The following is a 23,847-nucleotide window of genomic DNA, read 5'->3' as shown; positions in this document are numbered from 1 at the left end:
AAGGCGCTTCTTTTATCGTTTGTCCCTTTCTCGTCATCAGGGCCTGAAAACTACCGTTATAAACTATGTCTTAGCTGTAGTTATAGTTTTGTTTGTTCCGCAGGAGGCGGCAGTGTGGTTGGGGTAGAGAAGGATTAAGAAGTAAGAAATAAGAGAGACGTTGCTAAGGGCTGGCGGGCATGGATAGAGATGTTGAGATATGACTGGGCTGATGTGCAGATTGAGGTGTGTGAGCATAAGCTGGCGGGTAATGCCCGTCCTTCCAATCCATCATTGGACCACCAGTTTGGCGTTGTGTTTCTTGATGCTTATTTGTTGAAATTACAAAGCTTTGCAGGAATGAAAATAGCGTGGGGGAGAGGAGAGGGCGGCCTTTCCCGGATTGGTGGGAAAGGCCTGAATTCGGAGTGGTCTTAGTAAGCTTTTTTGCCCACGAAACCTTTAAAGACGGTCATGAATATAATCTTGAAGTCCATGCCCAGAGACCAGTGGCGAATGTACTCCAAGTCATACCAAATGCGGCCGGACATATCTTTCATTTCCGCTGTTTCTCCGCGGAAGCCGTTGACCTGGGCCAGACCGGTAATGCCGGGTTTGACCTTGTGGCGCAGCATATAGCCTTTAATGTGTTGGCGATAATACTCGTTGTGCGCAACGGCATGAGGGCGAGGGCCGACAATAGACATGCTTCCGCCAAGAACATTAAAAAACTGCGGCAATTCATCCAGAGAAGTGCGACGTAAGAAGCCGCCAATCTTGGTCAATCTGGAGTCATTCTTGGTGGCCTGTTGAATGTTGTCGCCGTCCTGACAGACCGTCATTGAGCGGAATTTCCAAACCTTGATCGGGCCGCCGCCAATGCCGTAGCGAGTCTGCTTGAAGAGCACGGGGCCCGGTGAAGTCAGCTTCACCGCCGCAGCGATAATCAGCATTGGAATGGCCGTCACAAGTATAAAGAACAGACCCATAGCAATATCCGTCATACGCTTGGCGAAGCCGTGATCCACCAGCGGAGAGTCGTAAACGCTGATAGCGGGAATGCCGCGAATGGTGGTCAGTCGCGAGTACAGCAGGTTGAAGCTGAAGAAATCAGGAATGACGTAAGCGGTGACGGTGGTGTCCGCGAGTCTGTCCATCATGTCTTTGATTCGACGCTCAGCGCACATGGGCAGAGTGATGTAAATCGTGTCCACCTTGCCGCTATGGACATCCTCATAGAGCTTGTCGAAGCCGCCGCACAGGGCTTTTTCTTCAATAGTGACGCGACGTGTCAAATCCGTCATATCTATGCGGTCGTCGTAAAAGCCGGCGATTTTATAGCCGAGCCAGGGCATGTTGCTCAAAGAGTCGTACAGTCTGACGCCCAGAGTTGTGGCGCCGACAATACCTACCCGTTTGGAGCTGACGTTGCGTCTGCGGATGCTGAACAGCGCTACGCGCCGCAACAAGTGCAGACTTACCAGGCCTGTCGGTACCGCGATCGCCCAATACGCCAGCGCTTCCAAATTAATATTCGGCAGCAGGCCCAGGATGGCGAAAGGCGAGATCAGCACTAATGCGAACATCCAGGATCTAACGACGTACCATGCAAGCTTGCCGGTGGTCAGTCCGCGCATAAGATAATAAATCTGGCTAATTTCCGCACAAAAGCCGAACGTAATAACGAACATGATGCTCAACCAGGAATAAGATTCATTCCAGGCCACGTCAAAAAGCGCTAACGTTCCCAGCAAGCAAAAATGGATAGCTATGCTATCTATTGCGCGAAATAGAGCGAGAATTTTTGAATATTGCGGCCGAATAAGTGGCGACATGCCAGAGCTTAGCTCCGGTTCAGTCTTCGAACCGCTAAATTGAAAGATTCCCATGATCAGTAACTCCTCCTGGACGCCGGCGAAACAGGATTCCGGCCTGCTAGACTCTCTTTATAAAGGCATTTTCCGGGCCACAACATAAACTGCGCTTATTTATATATATGCGTACATTCCACAGTGCTATAAATGCACTGATTTGGTGACTGCTTATTACGTTGTGACCCAACTCCGTACATGTTCGGCTAACTATACAGTGATCAGATTACATATTTTTTATTAAATAAAACTAAGAACGAGGATCGGCGACTAAACTAACGATTATTTTGTATTCCGTAAATCGGACATTTAGCCATATTTTCAATTAGATTGTTTATTTGCGACCGCAATACCAATCTCCGCCAAACTCTAAAATTCCCTGCGGCAAATGCGTTTGCTCCACCAGTTTATTAAAGCGGTATAAGTCAACGGATATTTCTGCATTCATCGTTTTCATAGCAGGTTGGGCTGAATTAAAAACGACTGTGGACGGCATTTCGGAAACATAAAAGTCTGCCGGGTCGGCCTCGGCCTGGACCACAAGTTTATGCGTAAGTTTACTAAATTCAACTGTTATTTTACCTTCACACGCATTGATTGTTCTATGTACGCTTAAACCTTGTAAAGATGGATGAAGTGTCACGTTTTGGGTGTCTGATAGGTATCTACCAGCCCATAGCTCAAGTGGCAGCGCTCCATCGCGCCCGCCTGAAACTAAAAGGTTCACGTCTTTATCTGTAGCCATAATGAAGGCAAAGCTACTAGCTTGATCAACGCTCCACTGCCGATCAATATAAGCCGTGCCTGAACCAGAAAAACTACTATTAGGGTCGCTGTAAACATAACGGGTCGGCGTTCCCAGGCTGAAAACGAACCATTGATTTTCAATAAAAGGTAGCGCAGCTAATAATCCAAAGGGGCTCGCTCCTGGGTTTGGCCAACCCCAATAATGCTTGTCGGAGCCTAGCTTCTCGGACGTGAAATAGAGGTCCGGAAGGGTCAGCTCAATGCGGTTCTGATTCGCTTCCACCACACCTGGAATGCTATAGCTGAATGAGTAGGGTTCCTCTGGGTCCCCGTCAGATAGCTGCACATCGTCAAAAAAATAGTCATAGACCCTGGTCGCCCCCACCCGAGGCGTAAACACCACGTGAATATAGCCTTTTTCCTGCAGGCTGGGTGCGTCGCCCATGATGTAAGTCTGCAGGCTCACCTTTATATAGCCTACGGCTGGATCGTTTATGTAATAAAACCACTGCTCATTCCAAGGGCTTTGTGTTGGTGAATGTGGCTTAATATCGTCCAAAGTGGTGGCGACAGCATAATTAATGAACAAAGTCATTAATACGGTTAAGGCGCGTAATATCATTTTCAATCTCCGGATAAATTGCTATCCATAAAAAGATTTATATCTTTTGGTCTAGTTCCAGGTAGGTTGAAAAACCGCCGGCGTACATATATTGAACTGACGTAGCTGGCGGTCTTTTTGCCGAATTAATACATCGTTATATATATTTCTTTATCGACATATATTGGCGTCGCCGTAATAGGCTCCGGAGGTGCAGGAGGTTCCTGTTGCGCAATGTTCATCCGCCTGGCAATAACATTCGCCTCTTGCATTACAGCCTGGAGTTAAATAATTGTTGAGCGGATCTTCGCCGCTGACTCTGCGCCAGAATGGATTTGTGAAAATATTGTAAGGATCTACTTCCGCTTTAAACGCGAGGAAGTCATTCCATTTAGGATAGCGAGTCGGCATATCCTCAAATATCGCCACGGAGTTTTTCCCCCAATGCGGTCGCGCGTGATATTTACGTAAGGACATTTGTTCTATTTCAAGGTTTACGAAATAGTTTTTGGGAACCGCCGCGCCTTCCTGTCTCAGCGTGTATTCGATGCCGAGATAGGCGGAGTCGCGCCCTGCGTTCATGCCGAGATAACTTGGAGAGGCTTTGCCGAAACGAAAGTAAATGCCGTTTAGAGGAAAGCAGGTGCGTGGATGCGCAGCGAGTATTTTTCTAACGTCAGCGATCCATGAAGGTAAATCGTCAATAGGGATTGCGACTTCCTGCAGGGCGATTGGCAAGCGATCCCAGATGCATTTATTGGGGTCTCTGCATTTGAAATATTGCATGCGATCAGAGTGGCCAATGGGGGACTCCAGCACTTTCCCTGTGTCCACATCGCGATAATAAGAGGTGGAGCGACTGCTGAATCTCACCGCCGCCGCCAGGCATTGCAAGCCGGACCCTGGCACTTCGTGCAGTGCGTCAAATAGCAATCCGAAGAAGAATTCCTGGGCGTCGGAGACGTCGGCCTGAGCGTTGTAGGCGTTTCCGGGAGTATCCAGCGGCACAGGGTTGTAGGTGGTGACAGTGTATCTGCCGAGGCCGGGGAACCAGGCGATATTGGCGGAATAGTTGCTGCGGGCGATATTGAGGATAACGTCTTCCAGCTTGTCGTCGAAGCGAAAGCCTTGCACGCTGGCGGCGACTTTAAAGGCGTCTTCCAGTTGGATGGTCACTTCCACCACCACGCCCAGAACGCCAAGATTCACCCGGGCGGCGTTAAGTTGTTCGCCTGTGAGCGTGCGCACATCGCCAAGTCCGTCGACGATTTTCAGCTCCGTGACATAATCGGCGATCATATTGCTGGGCTTGGCCAGGGTGGACCCATGGGTGCCGCTGCCAAGCATGCCGCCGATAGTGAAGGTGCCGAGCTCCGTCACCATATTCACCGCCAACTCCTGGCTGCGCAGGAATTCGTTCAAGTCATTGAAGCGCATGCCCGCCTGTACGGTGACAGTTTTGGAACTGGCGTCGAAGGAGACGACCTTGTCCATGTTTTTCAAGGTGATCTGGACCTCGCCGTCCTGCGTGCAGGCGGCGTCAATTTGACTGGCGAACTTGCGGTTGCCGGTCATCACAGTGTGGCCTTCGGCCAGCGCGTTGCGGACGATGTCCTGTACTTCTTCTATCGATGCGGGGTCATAAATGGCCCCAGGCGAGCACTCATAGGTGCCTTGGTAGTTCTGAAGTTTTTCGGACTCCTGATTGCGGGAGTACAAGGATACGGAAAAGCCGGAAACAAGAATTAGGATCAGCAATAAAAGACTGGTTTTTATACGCGTCATGTTCGTTCTCCAAAAACTTATGCTTATTTTTTGTGGGCCGAACCAGCGCATTCATGAACTGCCTGATATGCGTCTAGCTGAATCTCGGAAGAATGTAGGTTTCTAAGACCTCCCTGACTTGTTGTGAGTGACATGGCATTTTTTCGCGGAAAAAGTCGGCGTAATCGGCTTTGTAGGCGTCAGCCGGGCGCGGCCCGATTTCCGGCCGCCATAGGGCGTGGTTGGTGGTGGCGAAGCTCAGATCCTGGTGTCCGAGTATGCACACCGGTCCCTGCGCCAGATTGCGCGCGTCGAACAGCCAGAACTCTTTGCCATTGGACTGAGGGCCGCTGGGGTGTTTGCGAACGACGGCGGTGAAGATATAGCCGTCATCCTGAGCCAGAGAGCCTGGCCGCGACATAAACTGCGGCGTGCGCATAACGCAGTCTTCGGGGAACTGATAGGCGTCCGCAATGAGCATGTTGCGGCAATCCATATGCACCAGCGCAGAAGGAATGGCGGTTTGCGGCAGGTTGTCGTTATTGAAGAGACGGTTGGGATATTTGCGATAGGCGTCAGCCACCCGTTTGACCAGGTGTTCGGGACGATAGCCAATAGCGGCCCAGTAAATATGGTCAAAGGTTTCTGGGAACTGGAAATGCCCCCGATAGGCCGGGTCGTTCATGTCCCACAACAGATATTCATCGCGGATAAGGCGAAAATCTTCTTTGATCTCCCAGGCGGAATCAGCGCTGACTTTAATGCGCGCCTGCACCAGTCCGCCGACATCCACCGGCGCGGTGGGATACCCGGCTACCTCGGAAGGAACCCAGCCGCCGAAGTGCAGCAACTCAAGGTAAAACTGCTGTTCGGACTTATCCATCGCTCCCAGATACTGTCCGTATAGGGTGACTTCACCATCGTAGTCGTCGTAGTTGCACATGATGTCGGAGGTATCGAAGTCCAGCTCGATATAATCCGCAACGACCTGCTCCGCGCCGCTGGCCAGATCCGCTTTGCGGATGATCCACACGGGAGTGCGGTGCTTCTGCGGAATGACGATGCGGGTTCCCATGATGCGGGTGGCTTCCACCCTGGCCGCGGTTTCGAAGATGAGAATATGGTTGCGCGTGACGCCAAGGGAGTGGGCGGTGGCGGTCAAATAAGCGTTGGCGCCCTGACGACTGACCACGTTCCAGGCCTCCAGCGCCCCCTGCAGATTCCACCTGATCAGGCGTAGATAACCGTCGGAAGTTCCCAGCTCGCCGATGACTCCGCCGTAATTGATGGTGAAGCATTCGCTGCGCTCCAGATCAAAGAACGGATGCCCGGTGGTGCGCACTTGAGGGAATAGCCACTTATCTGGGGTCAGAGCGTCTGCGATGGGCGGAAGGCTGGTGCGCCACTCGCCGGGATTGCCGACAGGCGTAATCAAGTCCAGGCTCACGGCGTCAAACTCATAGGGAGGGCCGCCCTCGTAACTCAGTGCGAAGCGGTTATCTCCCATATAATTCGGCGCGGTGTTGCAGTAGTTCATAAAGCCCAGATTCGGGCTGTAATAGACCGTGCCTCCCAGTAAATAAAATTTGTCGAATAACCCGCTGACATGCTCCTGCATGATGGACGAATGGGTTTCGATCATTTTGCGTTTGAAGGCTGTCTCATTGGGGCCGAAGTCGAGGCGGGTGAGGGCGCCTTTGCCCGTGGGCGTCAGCTGATTGCGCTCCAGCGGAATTCCTTCCGCCATAAATACATGGCCATGTATGTCGCCAGGCAGGGCGCCGGCGATGATGTCCAGCACCCCCTCGGATGGGGTCAGATCTCCTTGCATAATCGAAGTCGGAAATGAGGACTCCGGCAAAGAGGGATAGTACGCCAGCGCCGCATTAGGCAGTAGTGAGACGGCTCCGGCTGTCTTGATGAAATCTCTTCGATTCATGCTCTTTCCCTGTGCGTTATGAATAGAAACGTTAAATATGAACGGTGTTAAATAAAAAGAGCTGGGCGCCCTATGAACAAGGCATGGTGTTCTCCGTAGTTAATAGACGGCGTAGTTATTCAATCCGGGCGAGGCGACATGAAGAGGATATTGCGATGGGGCGATCCAACTTATCCATGTGCATAACCTTGGGCGGGGCAGGGCGCTGGTCCCTGTCCGGCCGGTCGTTCGATCCGGTCGTTTGGGATTACATCTGACTCACGCTTCTTCGAATGAAGAAAACATGACTGATAGTCGCATCACAGTTATAAGGGATAGCATATGGCCATTAAATGTCCAATTAACGAAAGCAATAAGTTCGTTTTTGTCGGATATAACGACGGAATTAACGATTGTCCACAGTCCCTAGGGTAAACGGCCAATCGAGCTCAGCGCCGAAACTGATTAAGGTGTCGCCCTTGAAATAGCGTGCGGAGGAAGGTCCCGCGACGCGTTGTCCATGTTGTTGAAAGTAATGGTGATAACTTATCGCTTATGGATGCGGATCCTAACTGCCCAGTCAATTTCCGTCGCCATGATGATCACTGCATTAATTATGGGAGGGCTTTCAGGCGCAATGCTTCACGTTCTAAATTCTGTTTGTCATAATGCGGGCATGTCGCCCTTGGTTAGGGCGCGGATCATCAGCGGCGCGCTTCGCGCCCGACATACCCTGAAAATGCGTGCACACGCGCTTTCTGAAGGAAAGGACTCAAGCTCCGTTTACGCCGGTATGCTTGAACATCGAATGACCGATAAGTGACTAATGGACTGGAGCTGCAGCGTGATCACCGTATCTCCTCAAATTCCCAACTATGAAATGCTTGATGAAGTCGCTGAAGGCGGAATGGCCAAAGTGTTTAAGGCCAGACAGCTTCTCGCGGACCGCATCGTCGCCATCAAGATTATTTCTCCGGCTATCTGTCTCAACAAAGAGTTTCGTCAACGGTTTATTCAGGAAGCGCAAATCACCGCCAAGCTGAATCACCCGAATATCATCCAGATATACGACATTGCGCCTTTTGAAGACACGTTCTTTATTTCCATGGAGTTCATGGAAGGCGGCTCGCTGACGGAGCGTATCCGTTCCGGTCGCCTGACCAGAGAAGAGTCGACGCGCATTATTCTGCAGTTGGCGGAGGCCATGAATTACGCCCACAAGCTGGGCTATATTCATCGCGACATCAAGCCGGGCAATATTCTGTTTCGCGCGGATGATACGCCGGTGCTGTCGGACTACGGCATCGCCAAATCCCTGTATCATCGCGGCGACCTCACCACGACAGGCTCGATACTGGGCTCGCCTCCTTATATGAGCCCCGAGCAGGCCATGGGACGACAGCTTGATCATCGCGCCGACTGGTACAGTCTGGGCATCGTGTTCTATCAGATGCTGACGGGGGCCGTACCGTTCGAGGCCACCGATCCGATCAGTCTGGGCATCAAGCACAAACAGGAACCGCCGCCGCCGTTGCCGTTGCATCTGCGCATGTATCAGCAGTTGATGGACTTGCTGCTGGCGAAGGAGCCAGAGCGCCGATTGTCGTCATTGGACGAGTTTCGCGCCCATCTGGAAGCGATTAAAAATGTCCCGGTGGATACGGAAGCAACCTGTCTGTTTACCGTCGAGTCGTTAAAAACGGCTCATGGCGAAACGGCGGCGCAGGAGAGTCCTACCTCCACGCGCAGAACGGAAAGGGGCGGCTCTGTGTCTTCCGGCGTCTGGCGCGCGTTAGGCGTCGCCTTGATGATTGCTGCGGTAGTGGGATATGGGGCGTATAAAAATATGACCCGGCCCGCACCGACTTTTCCCTTTGTGGTAGTGACGGAGCCGGTAGGGGCGACAGTGAAGTTCGCCGGCGAGGAGAGCGCCTATACGCCGGGCGCTTCGCTCCCTGAGGGTGACTATGAGGTTGAGGTGACCGCTAAAGGATTCTGGCCGAAAACCTTTATGTTGAATCACAGCGCCGACCACCGTTCGCATTATGTGTCGCTGAAGCCGGCTAAAACCGCCTTCACGGTGGATGTGACGCCTGTGGATGCGAAAATTCGTATTCTCAATATTCAGCCTAAGTACGAAGAGGGTATTCCGCTGGACCCAGGCCGCTATTTGCTGGAAGTCAGCGCGCCGGGGTATGAGAAGCTGACCCGATGGACGGAAATCAGTGGAGAGCAGTTTACCGAACAGGTGTTTTTGGTTGAGAAGGATGCGCTGGAATCCCTGAACATCGCCTTTGTCGATATTCCTGGCGGCAAGTACCGCATGGGCTTTGATGACGGCGGCGTATTATGGGGCGGCAATCCGGGGCAGGAAGTGACGCTGACGCCGTTCAAGATCATGGCCTATGAAGTGACCTTTGAGCAGTGGGACGCCTGCGTCGCCGATGGCGGGTGCACGAATAAAGCGGATGATCGCGGATGGGGCCGGGGACGTAATCCGGTGATCAGCGTGAGCTGGAATGACGCGGAAGAATTCGCCGCCTGGCTGACCGCCAAAACCGGCAGAAGCTTTCAGTTACCCACGGAAGCGCAGTGGGAGTACGCTGCGCGCGCAGGCAGTCGCAAGCGTTTCTCCTGGGGGGATCAGGTTGGCCACAAGTTCGCCAATTACGGTAAGGACGATTGTTGTGGCGGCTTGGTGAGCGGCGCCGATAAATGGCAATTCACTTCGCCAGTTGGCTCATTCCCCGCTAACGAATGGGGCGTGTATGACATGCATGGCAATGTGTGGGAGTGGGTGCAGGATTGTTGGAGTGAGTCCATGAAAGGCGTTCCAGCGGATGGCTCCGCGCGCACGGCGGGAGACTGCCGACGCCGCGTCCTGCGTGGCGGCTCCTGGTACAGTCCGCCTAAGTCAATGCAGTTGGTCAGTCGCGACGCCAATGGCGTTGATGTCCGCTATCAAGTGAACGGGTTCCGATTGGTGGAGACGCCGACCCAGGCTCCCGCCGCAGGAGCCCCCTCTCAGTAAGAGGAGGCCATTCTCGGGTTGCTTTGGTCAGCCAGGGCGGTACTCTAGCCGATCATAAATAAAGCTGTGATCGGAGTTTATCGATGCCGCCTGAGATAGCCCTACTGCTCGCCGTTCTGCTTTACATGCCTCTACACCTGACCTTGATGGCTGTGTGCGCAAAAGCGTTTGGCGTCAGAGTCAGGGAGATCAGTATCGGTTCCGGACCTCTCCTGCTGCAGACGGGCATTGTCAGCATTCGAGCAATTCTTCTCGCGGGCTACGTCAAACTCAAGGATACGCGAGAAGAGCGAGGTGAGAGGGATGACGTTAAACCGGCGCCTGACGCCTACGATTGCCAGCCGGCTTGGATCAGAGCGGTCATCCCGCTTTCTGGATGCTTCTTTGTGCTGGCTTTCGCATTGGGCGTTTACGAGGACGGCTGGCGTAGTTTCGGCGCCGCCTTCGTAGAGATTTTTCTGGGGGCGTTCAGTCCCTTGTCCGTTGCACAGGAATATTTACGCGAAGGCGCCGCTTTCGCCGCCAGCAATAACTTCATCCTGCTATTCGCCCTGGTGGCGACCAAGCTATCCGCCTGCAATCTATTGCCGCTGCCTCATATGAACGGCGGACAGGCGTTGATGGCGTTGCGCCAGCCGCGTCAAACGGAAGCACAGCCGAAATGGATACTCTGGCTGATCCTGCCGGGACTGCTGTTGCCGTTGAGTTGGATTGGCGCCTACGCCGTCTTTATCTGGCGTGCGTTCACCGGCGGTTGAATTCACGCCGCCAGCTAGCATGGTCTGTTAGTGGGAGAGTGTATAGGCGGAGACTTCCCGCACGATGGTTTCGATATCGCAGGCATAGAAGCCGGAACTGTTAAAGCCGTTAATTTCTAATACATAAAGCTCTCCGGCGCAGACCGCAACGTCCATGACGAATACGGGAGCCGGACTCCATGTGGCCGCCATTGCTTCCGTAAATTTGATTACCGCCTCAGGCGCGCCAGCCGAGACCTGCATTCTACCGTCAGCGCGATAATGGCTGGCTGTGACGACCTTTCCTGCAACGATAAACAAACGCCACTCATGTTCAATGTCTTTGGGTTTCGCCGCCACCATAGGCAACGACAAATCCACCGTGAAGCCGCCGGGTCTGAGTTTATCCGCCCACTCCTTGAAGGCTTTGAAGGTGGTGATCGCTCCTGCAAACTCTTTTAAATCGCCATCCGGTCGGATGAAAAAGACTTCCTCGTCGTCAGCGCCGCTTTGTGCGAACTGTTCCATGGTCAGAATCCGGGCGTCTGCGTTTAACAGGCGGTCGCCATAATGGCGAAGAGCTTCGGAGAACAAAAACTGGCGCTCATCGAAGTAAGCGCAGGGGCTCCATCTGCCGGAGCGATGCGCGGGCGTGATGAAGTTGGAAGAGCCATAGAAAATAGCCGGTCTGTCATTCGGGATATCAGGCAGGTCCGTCGCGAACGGAATGACCCGGGTCATGGCGCAGTCATAGCCCAGCCCGCGGCAGGAGGATTCTATCTTCGCTGCGTCATCGCTGTCGCCAAGGTTGCTTTGCACGACCCAGAGCAGGTCTGCAGACGTGTTTGATGCGTTCTTAGACGGCTGTTCACTCATGATTTGATAGACGACCCGTGTGAATAAACTGACTGATGACTGACGTATGAATAAGCGTATGAAACAAATAGAGACGTAACTCATCGCCTGCGCCATTGAAGATCGTCCGGCATGCTTATATACTCGCTTAAGAACTTAGGTTTTGACGTTTTCTGGAGCTGATTTATGCGCATGCCCCGTGAAAGATAAACTGAAGCATCCTGCTTCCGCCAGCCGAGTTATTCTTGTCTCCCCTGATTTCAGGGCCTCGCCTAATTAATTGATACTCGCTTAACTTTTTAATTGATCTAGCTTTAACTTTCGCGTTTCAGTCCAGAAACAGCGTCCATCTTTTTCTCGCCAGTTTGATCAACGCCTTCAGATAAACCGCTGTTTCCAGCACTTTGCGGCATTCCATTTCGATAAAACCGACCTGAGCTTTTTCGAATCTGTCGTAGTCGCCAGTCTCAATAGATATTTTCATATAGCGGTCGCTGTACAGGTCGTTGCAGGACTTAATGCAGTACTTGTCATGAGCGATGAACTGCATGGCCGCTGGCTTCAGATGTTTGGGCAGACTTTCCAGATTGCAGGAGTCCATGAGGCCTTCTGAGGTGGAAAGATAGTACTGATAGGGCAGCCCTTTGTGCTTTTTGCTGGCGTCGCTTTGATATTGCGGTAGTTCGTTGCGGAAGGCTTCGAACTGGGAGCGAATGTGGCGCACATAGTTATCGAAAGGCGTTTGCAAATAACCGTTCATCAGCGCGCGTTTGCTGTCGATGTTGAGATCTTCCGACGGCCGCGTCAGGCCCAGCGGCAGCCAGCGTCGCCAACGACTGACCTGTAACTTACGGGCGATGGCTTTCACGGCTTCATCGATTTCCTTGCGGGTGGACAACATCAGGCCGAAGTCTTCGAACAGCATTTCCACCAACGCGTCCATTTGCGCCAGCGCCTGTTGCTGCGCATTGATCAAGGTCAGGTAATAGCGGGCGGCGGGAATCAGAATCTGAATCAGGATGGCGCCGAGCACCACGGCGACGATGCGTGGATCAATGGCGGCGATCCAGCTTTTGCCGGCTTCCGGGTGCAGGATATCCTGCAGCGGTGAACTGAAAATGCTGACGATCATTGCGATCAGCACGATGCTTAGCGCAATCCAGACGAAAAAAGAAACGCGTAGAAATCCCCAGGTCCACGGCATGCGGCCTATCCTTCGATATTGGGCTGATAAAAGGGAAATATTAGAAAATTAAAGCATTTGAAAGTCAAAGAAAGGTCGTTTCAGCAAGAATATTACGAGATTTTCGCCCTAAGAGGACGCTTGGGCTTCCCACACCGCGCCGTTAGTTAAGGCGTGCAGGCGAAAGTAAAAGGTGGCGCCGCAGTTAGGTTCGGAATGGTAGCCGATCTGGCCGTGGTGACGCTGGACGATTTCTCTGGAAATGCTCAATCCCAGGCCGGTGCCGCCTTTGAGGCGGGTGTCGGAACTGTCCGCCTGGGCGAACTTCTGGAAGATTTTATTGCGGAACTCCGGCGGCACTCCCGGCCCCTGGTCTTGCACGGAGACTTCCCAATAGTGGGCGTGAGCATTCAATGTCAGCGACACGGCTTCATCGGCGGGAGAGAATTTGACGGCGTTGGAGATCAGGTTATCCAGTACTTGCCGCAAACGATCCCGGTCTGCTTTCACCAGCGCGGGCGAAGCAGGTGGATCAAAGGCGAGGGTGACGGAGGCTTTTTCCGCGAGCTGCTGATTGGCGCTTAAGGCCTCCTCAATGAGATCTCTTAGGTCCAGGCGTTCAAAACTGAACTCCAGACCGCCGGACTCTATTTTCTGGATATCAAGCAGGTCGTTGATCAGGCGCAGCAGGCGTTCACAGTTGCTGTAGGCGATATGCAGCATTTGTTTGGCCTGATCGGGAAGCAGGCCGAGGCGGCCGGAATCCAGCAGCGCCAGTGAACCGTTAATGGCGGTTAACGGCGTGCGTAGTTCATGGGAAACCGTAGAAATAAACTCGTTTTTCAGGATATCCAGACGTTTGCGTTCGCTGATGTCGGCGATGAAACCGCTATAGCCATCCATTTTTCCGCTGGCGTCTTTGCTGCGCTGCAGATGGATTTCCACCCAGGGCGCCCGCTCCAGTTGCAGGGCGTTCAGGCGCAGCTCCAGAAACAGGCTGGACTCTTCCAGCCGGGCGATTTTCTGCAGCGCATCTCTCAGCTTGTCGCAATCATCGGGGTGAAAGTAGTGAAACATTTCACGGTCGACGGCGTCGTCAGGATTTTCCCCGGTCAGGCCGCTCCAGGCAGGGTTGAGCACTCGCCATTGATAGGCTTTATCGGCCTGAAAGATCACCTGTTTTAACCCCGTGAATAATTCCTGATAACGGGTTTCCGCTTTGACCAGTCGTTGTGATTGATCGATGACCTCTTTCTCTATCTTTACAGTATGCGCTGTCTCCAGCAGTAAAACCGCGGTGAGCAGACTTCCGAACAGGACGGCCAGTATCAATGCGATCCAGGGGGTGATGGATGCGTCCTGTTTGATGAATAAACGCGTCGGCGTTATGGATATTCGCCAGACTCGTCCAGATATATCCATCTGCATGGTTTGCGTGAACATATCCTCCAAAGGATTGTCCGGCTCGCTCTGGCGGGAAATGAACAGCGCTTCGGGTTGTTCAGGTTCAGTGATATCGAAGATCTCGATATGAAACAGTTCAAGATTGATGTCTTGGGATAAACGATCAATCAGATTGCCGATCTGAACCGACCCTACGACAAATCCCATAATCCGGCGCTTCTGATCTGAGTTGGCGCTTTGCGGCGGGCTGGAGTAAACCGGCGCAATACAGATGGCGCCTTTGCCGTAATTTCCTACTAGCGTGATTGGCGCCGTGAGCGTCAGTTCGCCCTTGCGCATGGACTCCAGAATGGCGCTGCGGCGTATGGCGTTGGAATACAGGTCGAAGCCTTGCGCCGCGCGGGTGACTTCATTATTGGGCGTGACATACAACACCGGCACATAGAAATTGCGCTCCGAAGCGGGAATCTGCTGTTGGCCCAGGGTCTCGCGTATCTGATAGTCCTTCTCCAGCAACAATGTCGCCCAATGCTCGAAATTAGAGCGACTGGCTTTATCAATATAGGGCGCCCAACCCAGACCGCTGATGTCGCGATGGAAGTTGCGAAACTGTGAGGCGTAACGCTCGAAGTCCTGCGGCACGATGACCTTGGAGCCCTCAAACAGCAGGGCGAGAGCGCTGACGGCGTTGGTGATCCCCTGTATCTGGTTGAAGGTGGACCAGCGTAGTTGCACGCCCTGCTGGCGCACGTCTTCTTTAATCTGTTTCTGGTCCGCCTGCACCAGATAATAATGAGAAATCACCGCGAGAGTGAAAGACGCCAGTCCAGGCAACGTCACCAGCAATCGCCGCTTCAGCGTGCTGTTTTCCTTTTGCAGCCACAGTAACAAAATCGGGGCGAAGATCAGGACGCCGAAGGTGTCGCCAAACCACCACGCCAGCCAGTGAGCGCCTGCGTCCTGGATGTGTATGACGCCCAGGCTGGCCATCAGACCAATGCTGAGAGTTGCGCTGGTGACGCAGGCCACCGGTCCGCCGAGTATGAGCAGGCGCGCCACATCCTGCTTTTTTTCCAGAGAGGGACTGAAGTCCGCGCGCATGCGAATCAGGGTGGCGCCGATGACCGCCTCCAGCGGCGCGCCGATGGAAATGGCGAGCGCCAGTATGACCTTGCTGAAGGAGTCCGCCTGCTGCGATACCAGCTCCGCGGCGAAACTCGCCAGCCAGATGGCGGGCCAGATGCTGCGGCCATAATGGATCATGCCCGCCAGTGCGATGCCTGCGGGTATCCATACCGGGCTGGCGTTGCTGCCGGGCAGTGACAATAGCAAACCGGCGCGGGCAGTGAGGAAATAGGCAATAGCCAGGGCGCACGCCGGAGCCAGAACGCTGAGCTGCGATGGCCACTGATGTTTCGCCATAGGCGCAGGCAACCTCCTGTTGGGCTAAAAAATGATCAGCGTCAGATTGATTATAGACACAAGTTTGCGCCACGGTTGCCGGATATAACCCTAGGGCATTTAACGCGTTGAAATCACTTACAGTTTTTTACATTTGTTTACCCTTGGGAACGGCTTCCTCGTGGGTTTGGCGGGTTGACTCCGGTATGATGCGCATGCCTTAGCAAAGGGTGACAGGTAGTTTCTTTTAGAAGTGTCAAACATTTAGCCGCAGGCGCTTTCCCCTCTTTTTCATATGGATTTCTTTTTGATGTGTCAGGGTGGTCAATGATCTCAGTAAAACAGTTTTACGCAATCACACTTGTCGGTTTCAGTGCGGCTATTTCAGCTAACACTTACGCGACGCCGGTCAATCTCGGCGCGGCGGCGAACTACAACGGATTCTTCCATGGCGATTTCACGTCTTCCCCAAATGACAGTGAAGGCGCGTTGGCGGTGGGCGGTAACGCCAGCCTTACCGGTTATACGCTGAACTCTTTCCGCGAAAATGATGGACTGGCGATTGTCGTCGGCGGCGATTACAGCCATGTTGGCGGCGATATCCACGGCGACGCTCTGGTTGGCGGGCAATTCACCACCGCCAGCGCGGGCATTTTTGGAACCGTGAAGGATCATGCGGTATTGCCGATTAATTTCGACGCCGAATTCGCCAAGCTGACGCAACTGTCAAAAGAGCTGTCTTTGGCGGATTCCCTTGGCGTGACTGAGCAGTGGGGCGCGTTGACTTTCAATGGCGACGGTTCTGGCGGTCAGCAGATTTTCAATATCAGCGAGAAGGACTTCGAATCGGTCTGGGGCTTCTTCGCCAAAGATATCGGCCAGCACCAGGAGCTGATCATCAACGTGGCGGGCGACGTTATCGACATTGACCCCGCAGACTACAAAATCAAAGCCAGCGACTGGTCCTGGGTGGGTAATGAAACCAGCGTGATCTTCAACTTCTATGAAGCGACGCAGATCAACCTGGCTGCAGGCTTCTATGGAACCATTCTGGCTCCGGGCGCGGATATCTTCGCTAACGGCGGTCATGTTGACGGTCAGGTGATTGCGCACTCCTGGCAAGGCGCCAACCAGCTGAACTGGCATCCTTATGAGCACAATGTGGAGCTGCCTGAGCCGGCGACCTTTGGCCTGATGTTGTCCGCGTTAGCGGTTGTAGGCGCTGGCGCACTGCGTCGCAAACCGCAGGCGTAACCAGTAAAAACAGTCAGTGGCTGTGAATAAAATACGATGAGAGAAGGCCCCGAATTCGGGGCCTTTTTTATGGTAGCAGCTTGCTGATCAGGAAGAGGCGGGCGCTTCCGTCGTCTCCCTAGCGTCGCCTTGTTGCCCCAGGTTGACTTCACTTTGTTCCGGCTCGGTCACCGGGGCCGCGCTGACGAAACGGGCGCGCTCCAGATCCAGCAGTGAGTCGACATGACTGGCGTCGATCTTGAACACTTGCGGGCGATCAGAGCGAGTGAGGATGTAATAGTCGCCTTCCGCCGGTTTGCCGAAATTCAGCTCAAGAGACTGTTCCCCCTGGGCGTTCTTCTCTTTTAACTGCAGTGTAAAGCGAAGCTTGGGTTCGCTCAGGTTATATTCCGGCTTCACTTCCGCGCCCAGCACATCCTCGAAGCGCATGTCCGCCAGGGACGCCAGCAGTTTGTGAGCGGCTTCCTCATTGGTGACTTCGTCGCTCTGCAGGCCTTCCAGATCCCATTTATCGCCGTTCTTATTCAGCACGATATCCTTGATCTTGACCTGATTGATGCTTTCTTCGGGCACGGCGGTCAGCTTGTTGTCCACCCAGTCTTTACCGGCCATGGGAAGCTCATGGGTGGCGTAATTGACCGCGAACACGGCGTCCTGCTCATTCAGGCGCGCGTGCACTTTGCGATATCCCGGGGACGTGCCCAGATAGAGCGTGGCCAGCGTATTGTCGCCCTGGGCCAGCTCCAGTTTGCGTTGGAACTTATCCTCGGCGACTTCAAAGCGCTTGGCCCCTGAAGCGCTGGTGGCCACCGGCCAACTGGCCTTAAGCTCTTTCAGCTTGGTGAGCATGGCGTCCACTTTGCCGTTGGCGACAGGCAGGTTGTAGTAACTGGCCACTACCCAGCCGTCTTGGTCTTTTTTCAGGTCGACCTTCGCCGTTTCTTCGCCGTAGATATGAATGGCGTCAGGCTGCCTGGACTCCAGGTCGAGCAGCGCCTGATCGGTGTGGGTGTAGGCCGGCTGCGAGCCAGGCCAATGCAGGGCGACGATAAGCGCCGCCTGCGCCGCCAGCGCGATGGAGAGTAATTTGGTCCACTTGGCGTTCATCTATCAAGCCCTCCCTAATTCCAGCATGCCGGCGTAATAGCTCTGCCGACGGTTGAACCATAAGCGGAACAATGCGTACAACAACGCCAGTCCAGCGATCGCCAGACCGTAGTTCAGATATTCCCAGAACTGCTGGCGCTCTGCGCTCATCGGGTAGAGCGTGTTGGCGAAATGGCTGCGTGAGCGGATTTGCAGCAGGCTGCGATCTTCCAGCGACCAATCCACGGCGTTTTGCACCAGTTGCATGGAGTTGAGATAAGGCGCCCGTTCTGTGGAGCTGATCAGGCTGATGGTCTGATCATTCAGGAACTCGTTAGAGGAGAACAGAATGATGCGCGCGGACTCCGGCGATTTATCGATAACGCCGCCGAAATGCGTTTTCTCTGCTTTGTCTTCCTTCTGGCCGGCCTTATCGCCGTCAGTGGAAGTCTGATCCGCTTTTTGCGCGTCGTCGGCTTTGCCCAACAGAGGCGACTCCTTGCCTTTGAACGAGGACTCGAAACGCCCTTCCAAAGCGACGCCCACCAGATAGGACTCGGGTTCGCCTTCGCTGGTCCAGGGGCTGACGCGGCCGTCGGAGGAAACCCGGGGCGTTACGTCCAACTTGTCGGAGACCCAGGATTGCGGCGAAGAGTGCAGCAGTTCCGTGATCTGCAGCGATTTGGTTTTTTCCTTATCCAGCTCAATGGGGGAAGCCCAGCTCATGGTGACGTTAGGCAGACCGGACGTGATCGCGGAATCCTGATTCATGCCGGTATCGCGAATGTCAGCGAAATAGGGGTAATCCAGCAGACGTATCTCCCGGAACGACATGCCGCCCACATTACGCGTGACCGGAATGGGGAAGCTGGCGTTCTGTGGGTCCAGCACCATGGACTGCGCGAGGTTGATCCCGTAATTCTGCAGCCATGTCTCCAGCCCGGAGGTATGTTTGCCCGCCGTGAGGGAGTTGGAGGTCATGCGGGTTTGATAGGGCGAAGTGGACAACAGGACCGTGCCGCCTTTCATGAGGAACTGGTCAACGGCGAACAGTTGCTTGTCGGACAGGGACTCCGGCGCCGCCAGCATGAGGATATCCGCGTCTTCAGGAACCAGACCGTCTTTCAGGTCGACGGTTTTAACCGTCATCGTTTCCATCAGCTTGTCACGCAACGTTTTAAAGCTGGGCGAGGTTTGCTGACCGAGCTGCTGCATGTAAGGGTTGGCGTCGCTTTCTGGAACCACCAGCGCCAGCGTTTTGGTGAAGCCCGCCGAGAAGCGTTTCAGGCCGCTTTCAATATTACGCTTGAGACCGTCTTTGTCGAGAGAGTCGGGCAGGGCGATCTGCACGTATTGTTTGCTGTCGTTCATCAACAGGTAGAAATAGAAACGGTCATTGGACAGCAGACTGGTGGCCATCGGTTGCATGCCGAAATCCTGCTGAATCTTCTGCGCCAGAGAGCCGTCGCCTGCGTTCGGGTCCTGCAGTTCATAGCTGAATTTGCCGCTGGATTCCTGTTTGATTTCCGCCAGCACGTCATTCAGCTCCTGCGCCAACGTTTGCAGTTCTTTCGGCAGTTGCTGGGTGGAAGAGACGTAGCCGTTCAGTTTTACCGGGGTGTTAATGGTGGCGAACAGGTCGCCCTGGCTCTGATAGGCGTACAGCACTTTCTTGATGGCTTTGGTGATGTCGTATTCCGGATTGCGCAGGCGCACGTCCAGATCCGACTCGTTGCGATCCTTCACTTCGATCAGGTCGCGGAAGCCCAATACTTCGAATTGATCGCCGTAGCTTATCAGCACGTTGAAATAGGAGTTCACCAACGACGCTTGATACTTGTCAGACACCTGGAAAGGCACCGGGCGGATGCTGTATTTGTTGTTGGCTTCGTCTTCCAGTTCGGGATTGCTTTGCGGATCGACGAACTCCACGCGCACTTTATCGCCGCCGGCCACCTCATATTCCTTGATCAGATTCCGCAGCTGGGGAACCAAAGGCGCCAGCAGAGGGTGGGTTTTGGCGGAGAAGTAGCCGCGAATCAACAGCGGTTCCTGTAATTGATTCAGGTAGTCGCGGGTGGCGTCATTAATGGAGTACAAATTGCCGTCGGTGAGATCCGCGCGCAGTGTTTTGACTTCGCTCAGCCACAGATTGGCGGCGAACAGGTTGGCGATCATCAGGCCGGAGACGGCGTACCAGGCGCGATGGTTAGAGCGCGCGCCATGGCTGCTGGACCAACGCTGTTTCTCCAGCGCCAGCACGTTCAGCGCCAGGAATACGCCGACCAGACTCAGGTAGTAATAGAGATCGCGCACGTCAATGATGCCGCGGGTGATGGATTCAAAGCGGGAGCCGGTGCCCAGTTGCTTGAGGACTTCGCCCGTTGAGTATCCAAACAGATCCACCAGGGTGTCTGAGCCCAACAGATACAACAGCGAGCAAACCAGCACCGTGACGATCAGACTGACGATTTGCGACTCATTTTTGGCGCTGACATACAGGCCAATGGCGAGGTAGGCGGCGCCGAGACACAGCGTGGCCACATAAGCGCCGATAACCGGACCCCAATCCAAATGACCAAGATAAGACACGGTGAAGGGGATAGGCAGCGTCAGCGCCAGGGCGATGAGCAACAGAATGAAGCAGGCGATAAATTTGCCCAGCACCAACTGCAATGGCGTCACCGGCAACGTCATCAAAAACTCGATGGTGCCCATGCGCTTCTCATCGCTCCACATGCGCATGGTCAGCGCCGCGACCAGGAAGATCAGCAACAGCGGCATCCATTCAAACAAGGGGCGCACGTCCGCGATGTTGCGGGCGAAGAAGGCTTCCACCCAGAAGAAAATAAACAGGTTAACCGCCAGAAAAGCGGCCAGGAAAACAAACGCCACCGGCGAAGAGAAGAACTGAGAGACTTCCTTACCGGCCATCCGTAATACGCTTTTTTCAGGCAGCATAGGGAACCTCCGCAACTTGATTCACTTCCTTGAACACGGTTTCCAGGTCGCGCACTTCCGGGTGCAGCGCCAGGATAGGCACATTGGCGTTGATGAGTTTGCGCGCGACATCGGACACAAAGCTTTCGTCCACCTGCGATAGAGACGTATTGAGCGCGTAAGTGGACGTGCCGCCATCAGTAGCGATGGGCTGGATGTCCCGCAAGGCGCCCAGATCCGTCAGTGCGCTCTTGATCTGCGCCTGGCCTGAACTGCTGCGCAGCAAGAGACGTTGCGATTTTTGCAGGTCCGCCAGAGAAGAATCCAGCGCCAGTTCGCCGTGACGGATCATCAGCACGCGGTCGCACATGGCGCTCACCTCTTGCATGATGTGCGTGGACAGTATCACGGTGGAGTGGCTGCGCAATGATGTGATGAGGTCGCGCATGTGCTGTATCTGCGAAGGGTCAAGGCCGTTGGTGGGTTCGTCGAGGATAAGGATTTTGGGGCGGTTGATGATGGCTTGGGCGACGCCGACTCTTTGCCGGTATCCCCGGGATAAGGTGCTGATGGGGTTGAGCGCCTTATCCCGTAAATCGGTGCGGGCGACGGCGTCTATCACCGCCTGGCGGCGCTTGTCCGCAGGGGTTCCTCTGAGTTGCGCGGCGTAGTCCAGATAATCCACCACCGTCATTTCCGGGTAAGTGGGTGGATTCTCCGGCAGGTATCCCATATTGGCGCGCAGTGCGAGTGAGTGCTCGCGCAGGTCTTTGCCGTCGATGCGGATGTCGCCTGACGAAGGCTCAAGATAGCCCATCAGCATTTTCATGATGGTGGTTTTGCCGGCGCCGTTATGGCCAAGTAAGCCGACGATGCGGCCGCTTTCGATATTAAAACTCACGTTATTGACGGCGGTGAAGTCGCCGTAATGACGACTGAGGTTCTGGACATTGATCATGGAATCATGTCTCCCTTCTGACATTTACAACGAATAATGCTTATTGGTTATGTTTCGGCATTGCGCCGAGATGATTCCGGGGGGCGTGGGCTTTTGACTTTTCAATGTCGAAACGCCAATAAGCCCGATTCCCGGGCGCGATAAAAATAGGGGCTTAAATATAAGAAAAAAATACCGCGACCGAGCAAAATTAATGAAATTTAACCACTTGTCGCGTCTGGGGCGAACGCCGGGAAGTCCCGGCGCACAAGAAGCAGGAGTCAGGTGGAGGGATTATTAATTAATTGCAAGGCGTCGCTGAGGGTAGGGGCGAAGCGCAGAGCGCCCTCGATGGGTTTGACGTTGGCTTTGGCCAGGGTGCGCAAAGGTTGAAACTGCAAGTCCGCCAGGATGAGTTGGCATCCACGTTGGTGGCGCGACTGGACGAACTTGTTAAAGGCGGAAAGCCCGCCGGCGTCCAGCAGGGACACTGCGTCCATGTACAGAATCAGCCCCTGTTTCGTTTCCGTCAGCATGTCCAGCTCGGAAAATACCCTGTCGGCCGCGGCGAAAAATAAGGGGCCATTGATCTTGTACACCGCCCAATTGTCCGGCAGTGGCGTGGAGATCAGCTTGGGGTGGCTGGAGATATCGGAGACCTTGGTCATCATTGATATATCACGCATGAACAGCAACGCCGCCATGACGATGCCGGCGGAGATCGCCAACACCATATCGAACAGCACGGTGAGCGTGAGGCAGGTCATCAATACCAGAATATCGCCGGTGGGGGCCTTCTTGATCAGCGCGACAACTTTATGCGCTTCGCTCATGTTCCAGGCCACCATTAATAATAACGCCGCCATGGAAGCCATTGGCAGATAGGCGAGCAAAGGGCCCAGGGCGATCAAACCCGCCAGAACCACGGCCGCGTGCACCATGCCGGAGACCGGGGACTCTGCGCCGGAACGGTAGTTGGCGGTAGAGCGCGCGATGGCGGCAGTCGCCGTGATGCCGCCGAAAAAGGGAACCACCAGATTGCCGATGCCCTGGCCGAGCAACTCGCCGTTAGCCTGATGGCGACGCCCGGTCATGCCGTCCAGAACCACGGCGCACAGCAGCGACTCAATGGCGCCCAACATGGCGATGGAAAACGCCGCCGGTAGAAGCCGTTCGAAGGTGCTCCAGGTCCAGGCCAACGGCTGGCCGTCCGGGCCCGGTTGTAGCCAGGGCCAGGTGAAATCCGGAAATAAACTGGGAATGCCGTGCCCCACGCCGCCGTCCGCCAGGGGATAGGTAAAACGAGAGCCGATGGTGTCTACGGGATGGCCCGCCGACGCCAGCGCGAGGGAAACGGCGACGCCGAGCAGAACGGCGGGAAGATGGCCCGGGACCGGCATCTTCAGGCGCGGCCACAGTATCAGTAACGCCAGGGTGAGAGACGCCACCAGAATGTTCGCCCAGTCCAGCGTCGGGAGCGCCAGCGCCAACGCATGGACTTTGCCAATATAGGTTTCCGGCATTTCGGCGAGGCTGAGCCCGAAAAAGTCTTTCACCTGCAACGTGGCGATGACGATGGCGATGCCGGACGTGAAGCCCAGGGTGACGGGCTCCGGGATGTATTCGATCAGTCTGCCCAGGCGGGCCAAAGCCAGTCCAACCAGAATGAAGCCGGACATCAGCGTCGCCATCAATAGGCCTGCGAGTCCAAATTCCGAGGCGATAGGGAACAGGATCACCACAAACGCGGCGGTGGGGCCGGATATGCTCAGACGGGAGCCGCCGGTCAGCGCAATCAGGAACCCGGCGATCATGGCGGTGTAAAGGCCGTGTTGCGGCGGCACGCCACTGGCGATAGCCAGCGCCATGGCCAGGGGGATGGCGATAATGCCCACGGTCACGCCGGCGATCAGATCCTTGCGAAAGCGATGGAGGTTATAGGGTTCTTTGATGCAGCTATCGACAAAGGCGCTAGCCAGACGTACCGAACGCAAATGCGCGCGATGTGGCATATGGACTCCGAAGATGTGAGGTTAAGGGGCTCGGCGCCAGACTGACCCGCCGTCATGGCGGGACGCAGCCCGGCGCGCCCTTAGTTTAGCATGGCGCGAGGATGAAATTGTTATGTGATTGATTTTA

Annotated in this window: 16 protein-coding genes; 5 read left to right on the top strand and 11 right to left on the bottom strand. The window is 54.6% G+C overall.

Annotation, left to right across the window (positions count from 1 at the left end; genetic code table 11):
• Nucleotides 1-189 precede the first annotated feature (189 nt).
• Complete coding sequence (locus ONV78_RS07620; RefSeq protein ID WP_279502326.1) at nucleotides 190-417, top strand: hypothetical protein; 228 nt, start codon at nucleotides 190-192, stop codon at nucleotides 415-417.
• Here ONV78_RS07620 and ONV78_RS07615 read toward each other — a convergent pair.
• The 4 genes from ONV78_RS07615 to ONV78_RS07600 all read right to left on the bottom strand — a co-directional run bounded on the left by ONV78_RS07615 (nucleotide 414) and on the right by ONV78_RS07600 (nucleotide 6,901).
• Complete coding sequence (locus tag ONV78_RS07615) at nucleotides 414-1,814, bottom strand: undecaprenyl-phosphate glucose phosphotransferase (RefSeq protein WP_216737184.1); 1,401 nt, start codon at nucleotides 1,812-1,814, stop codon at nucleotides 414-416. The two genes, ONV78_RS07620 and ONV78_RS07615, sit on opposite strands and share 4 nt — an antisense overlap.
• A gap of 370 nt (nucleotides 1,815-2,184) precedes the next feature.
• Nucleotides 2,185-3,219 carry a hypothetical protein gene (locus ONV78_RS07610; RefSeq protein ID WP_279502325.1) on the bottom strand — a complete coding sequence of 345 codons (1,035 nt, stop codon included), beginning with the start codon at nucleotides 3,217-3,219 and terminating at the stop codon, nucleotides 2,185-2,187.
• 150 nt (nucleotides 3,220-3,369) lie between these two features.
• Entirely contained in the window at nucleotides 3,370-4,983 is a 1,614-nt protein-coding gene (locus ONV78_RS07605; RefSeq protein WP_216737138.1) for a D-arabinono-1,4-lactone oxidase, read from the bottom strand.
• 73 nt (nucleotides 4,984-5,056) lie between these two features.
• A complete protein-coding gene (locus ONV78_RS07600; protein WP_279502324.1) occupies nucleotides 5,057-6,901 on the bottom strand; it encodes a carotenoid oxygenase family protein in 1,845 nt (614 codons plus the stop codon).
• Between the two features lie 499 nt (nucleotides 6,902-7,400).
• Here ONV78_RS07600 and ONV78_RS07595 point away from each other — a divergent pair, with 499 nt between their 5' ends.
• From ONV78_RS07595 to ONV78_RS07585, 3 genes are all read left to right on the top strand, one after another.
• Nucleotides 7,401-7,703 carry a hypothetical protein gene (locus ONV78_RS07595; protein ID WP_279502322.1) on the top strand — a complete coding sequence of 101 codons (303 nt, stop codon included), beginning with the start codon at nucleotides 7,401-7,403 and terminating at the stop codon, nucleotides 7,701-7,703.
• 21 nt (nucleotides 7,704-7,724) lie between these two features.
• Nucleotides 7,725-9,911, top strand: coding sequence for a bifunctional serine/threonine-protein kinase/formylglycine-generating enzyme family protein (locus ONV78_RS07590; protein WP_216737135.1), 2,187 nt, complete (start codon nucleotides 7,725-7,727; stop codon nucleotides 9,909-9,911).
• Nucleotides 9,912-9,994: 83 nt separating this feature from the next.
• On the top strand, nucleotides 9,995-10,669 hold the full coding sequence (locus tag ONV78_RS07585) for a site-2 protease family protein (protein WP_279502317.1): 675 nt from the start codon (nucleotides 9,995-9,997) through the stop codon (nucleotides 10,667-10,669).
• A gap of 27 nt (nucleotides 10,670-10,696) precedes the next feature.
• Here ONV78_RS07585 and ONV78_RS07580 read toward each other — a convergent pair whose 3' ends face one another.
• From ONV78_RS07580 to ONV78_RS07570, 3 genes are all read right to left on the bottom strand, one after another.
• Nucleotides 10,697-11,524 (bottom strand): ATP-grasp domain-containing protein, encoded by an 828-nt coding sequence (locus tag ONV78_RS07580; protein ID WP_279502315.1) that lies wholly within the window; start codon nucleotides 11,522-11,524, stop codon nucleotides 10,697-10,699.
• Between the two features lie 307 nt (nucleotides 11,525-11,831).
• Nucleotides 11,832-12,707, bottom strand: coding sequence for a hypothetical protein (locus tag ONV78_RS07575; protein WP_216737132.1), 876 nt, complete (start codon nucleotides 12,705-12,707; stop codon nucleotides 11,832-11,834).
• Nucleotides 12,708-12,815: 108 nt separating this feature from the next.
• Nucleotides 12,816-15,512 (bottom strand): CHASE domain-containing protein, encoded by a 2,697-nt coding sequence (locus tag ONV78_RS07570; RefSeq protein WP_279502312.1) that lies wholly within the window; start codon nucleotides 15,510-15,512, stop codon nucleotides 12,816-12,818.
• Nucleotides 15,513-15,818: 306 nt separating this feature from the next.
• On the opposite strand from ONV78_RS07570, the gene ONV78_RS07565 reads away from it, so the two are divergent.
• Nucleotides 15,819-16,745, top strand: coding sequence for a choice-of-anchor A family protein (locus ONV78_RS07565; protein ID WP_216737130.1), 927 nt, complete (start codon nucleotides 15,819-15,821; stop codon nucleotides 16,743-16,745).
• A gap of 87 nt (nucleotides 16,746-16,832) precedes the next feature.
• Here ONV78_RS07565 and ONV78_RS07560 read toward each other — a convergent pair whose 3' ends face one another.
• The 4 genes from ONV78_RS07560 to dauA form a co-directional block, all read right to left on the bottom strand.
• Entirely contained in the window at nucleotides 16,833-17,852 is a 1,020-nt protein-coding gene (locus ONV78_RS07560; RefSeq protein WP_279502310.1) for a DUF4340 domain-containing protein, read from the bottom strand.
• 3 nt (nucleotides 17,853-17,855) lie between these two features.
• The gene (locus ONV78_RS07555; RefSeq protein WP_279502306.1) at nucleotides 17,856-20,792 is read right to left on the bottom strand and encodes a Gldg family protein; all 2,937 of its coding nucleotides are present in this window, start codon (nucleotides 20,790-20,792) and stop codon (nucleotides 17,856-17,858) included.
• Nucleotides 20,782-21,729 (bottom strand): ABC transporter ATP-binding protein, encoded by a 948-nt coding sequence (locus ONV78_RS07550; RefSeq protein WP_279502304.1) that lies wholly within the window; start codon nucleotides 21,727-21,729, stop codon nucleotides 20,782-20,784. The genes ONV78_RS07555 and ONV78_RS07550 overlap by 11 nt, the downstream gene beginning before the upstream one ends.
• Nucleotides 21,730-21,989: 260 nt before the next feature.
• Nucleotides 21,990-23,720, bottom strand: coding sequence for a C4-dicarboxylic acid transporter DauA (dauA, locus tag ONV78_RS07545; protein WP_279502302.1), 1,731 nt, complete (start codon nucleotides 23,718-23,720; stop codon nucleotides 21,990-21,992).
• Between the last annotated feature and the right edge of the window lie 127 nt (nucleotides 23,721-23,847).

Source organism: Hahella sp. CR1 (assembly GCF_029813005.1).
Taxonomy (GTDB): Bacteria; Pseudomonadota; Gammaproteobacteria; order Pseudomonadales; family Oleiphilaceae; genus Hahella.
The sequence above is the reverse complement of the archived record's forward strand: the minus strand, read 5'-3'. Positions and strand labels throughout refer to the sequence as shown.

Coding starts and splice junctions, on each gene's coding strand:
- ONV78_RS07620 (WP_279502326.1), top strand. CDS start 190: ATGTTGAGATATGACTGGGCTGATGTGCAGATTGAGGTGTGTGAGCAT.
- ONV78_RS07555 (WP_279502306.1), bottom strand. CDS start 20,792: ATGCTGCCTGAAAAAAGCGTATTACGGATGGCCGGTAAGGAAGTCTCT.
- ONV78_RS07615 (WP_216737184.1), bottom strand. CDS start 1,814: ATGTCGCCACTTATTCGGCCGCAATATTCAAAAATTCTCGCTCTATTT.
- ONV78_RS07565 (WP_216737130.1), top strand. CDS start 15,819: ATGATCTCAGTAAAACAGTTTTACGCAATCACACTTGTCGGTTTCAGT.
- ONV78_RS07550 (WP_279502304.1), bottom strand. CDS start 21,729: ATGATCAATGTCCAGAACCTCAGTCGTCATTACGGCGACTTCACCGCC.
- ONV78_RS07585 (WP_279502317.1), top strand. CDS start 9,995: ATGCCGCCTGAGATAGCCCTACTGCTCGCCGTTCTGCTTTACATGCCT.
- ONV78_RS07570 (WP_279502312.1), bottom strand. CDS start 15,512: ATGGCGAAACATCAGTGGCCATCGCAGCTCAGCGTTCTGGCTCCGGCG.
- ONV78_RS07560 (WP_279502310.1), bottom strand. CDS start 17,852: ATGAACGCCAAGTGGACCAAATTACTCTCCATCGCGCTGGCGGCGCAG.
- ONV78_RS07605 (WP_216737138.1), bottom strand. CDS start 4,983: ATGACGCGTATAAAAACCAGTCTTTTATTGCTGATCCTAATTCTTGTT.
- ONV78_RS07580 (WP_279502315.1), bottom strand. CDS start 11,524: ATGAGTGAACAGCCGTCTAAGAACGCATCAAACACGTCTGCAGACCTG.
- dauA (WP_279502302.1), bottom strand. CDS start 23,720: ATGCCACATCGCGCGCATTTGCGTTCGGTACGTCTGGCTAGCGCCTTT.
- ONV78_RS07595 (WP_279502322.1), top strand. CDS start 7,401: ATGTTGTTGAAAGTAATGGTGATAACTTATCGCTTATGGATGCGGATC.
- ONV78_RS07610 (WP_279502325.1), bottom strand. CDS start 3,219: ATGATATTACGCGCCTTAACCGTATTAATGACTTTGTTCATTAATTAT.
- ONV78_RS07575 (WP_216737132.1), bottom strand. CDS start 12,707: ATGCCGTGGACCTGGGGATTTCTACGCGTTTCTTTTTTCGTCTGGATT.
- ONV78_RS07600 (WP_279502324.1), bottom strand. CDS start 6,901: ATGAATCGAAGAGATTTCATCAAGACAGCCGGAGCCGTCTCACTACTG.